Annotated in this window: 2 protein-coding genes; one reads left to right on the top strand and one right to left on the bottom strand. The window is 56.1% G+C overall.

Translation table 11 applies throughout. The features are described 5' to 3' along the window. Positions 1-703 (top strand): pesticin C-terminus-like muramidase (locus tag AQ1_RS11860; protein ID WP_462687139.1); only part of this gene is annotated, 703 nt, incomplete at its 5' end. A 49-nt stretch (positions 704-752) separates the two neighbouring features. Here the strand turns inward: AQ1_RS11860 and AQ1_RS15340 are convergent. Next, a partial coding sequence (locus AQ1_RS15340; RefSeq protein WP_042087579.1) for a hypothetical protein occupies positions 753-1,516 on the bottom strand: 764 nt, incomplete at its 5' end.

Genomic DNA, 1,516 nt, shown 5'->3' with positions numbered 1-1,516 from the left:
TTTTGATGAGACCGCCAATTGCCGCTGCTTTGTGGACTATGTGGGGGAGGGTGTGGGCGTGGGCGTGGGCGATGCGGATAGGCGCGCTTCGGATGAGGTCAGGAAAGAAGACCTGAAGATTGATGAGGAATTTTTGGACAAGAGAGAAGATTTTCGTCCGAAAGCATATATTCCAATAAAGGACGGCAAACCTATTGACGACAGCGGCGTGACGGTTGGTGGGGGCGTCGATCTGGGCCAGCAGAGCGAGGGCGATTTGCGGAGGCGCGGGGCGCCGGAGGCGCTGATCGCCGAGCTTAGGCCCTATCTTGGCCTGCGCAAGGAGGATGCGCAGCGCTTTTTGGCGGCGAACCCGCTGACCCTGACGCGGGAGGAAGCCCAGCTTTTGACCGACCGCGTGCGCGGCGGGATCGGCGTGGAGGTGGCGCGCAATTTCAATCGTGACAGCAAATTGCGCTTTCAGGATCTGCCGCCCGAGGCGCAGACGGTGATTGCCAGTGTGGCCACGCAGTATGGACCTAATCTGAAAATTCCGGCCAAGGAAGGCGGCACCCCGCGTTTCTGGAAATTTGTCACCGAAGGCGATTGGCAAAGCGCACTCGAGGAATTGCGCGATTTTGGAGACGGATTTAAGCCTCGTCGAAATAAAGAAGCCGACAAACTGCTAGAGGCGTTCCCAAACTTGAAGGACCCTGGCAAGTGATCCGGCCGAGAAAAGCCCTGAGCGCAACGGCCATGATATGGTGAATTCATCAGTGTTCAGGAACCGTCGGCCCTGTCAGAAGGACGATTTCGGGATCGCGCATCTTTCCGAGTTTTTCCGAAGTGTCGGGCAGCCCGTAGCGCTCCTTCAGCCAATTGTTATAATCGGTTACGACTTTCTCATGCCATGCAACAAGGTGATCGGCGACTTCCTGAAAGCGATCATCTCTTTTTCTGGTCAGGATCGTCAGCATTCGGTGGCCTGAGTACTCGCGTGAGACATCAAAATGGATCACCCCGACGGCGACGATTTCGCCCTCGGTGGTGAGGACGACCGCGCCCTTTTCATCGCAGGAATGATGGCGGCAGGCGGAGAAGCGGACAAGACCTTGCGAAAAATAGACAGGCTTGTCTGCGCCACCGCCCAGAACTGCTCGAACCTGTCCCAGCATCGTACCATCTTCATAAAGCCAGCCTGCAGGTCTGTCGCCGATAAAGGCCGCCATGGCATCGTCGAAAGCCTGATCCCATATCAACTGGTTGGTGTTGTCGCATTTTGAGAGCGTGTGAAGCGTGCAGCCTTGTGCGTGCGCTGGCAGCGCTGGCATGGTGCTCGTGGCAAAGAACAGGAGGATCAGAAATCGTTTCATTATGTTGCCATCTCGCTTTCCGTCCGGTTGATAAATAAATGAAAATACCCGGGAGAAAATAGTGTTCACGGTCAGTTCTGTCGAGCCGGAAATACCACAGCAGATTGCTTCGCGACCCTCGCCATAGTCATGGCCCTCTGCTGCCCGCCAAATGAAGGGGCAGG

Origin of the sequence: Iodidimonas nitroreducens, assembly GCA_000710935.1 — a bacterium.
Taxonomy (GTDB): Bacteria; Pseudomonadota; Alphaproteobacteria; order Sphingomonadales; family Rhodothalassiaceae; genus Iodidimonas; species Iodidimonas nitroreducens.
Note: the sequence above shows the minus strand (reverse complement) of the source record. Positions and strands in the feature narration are given on the sequence as shown.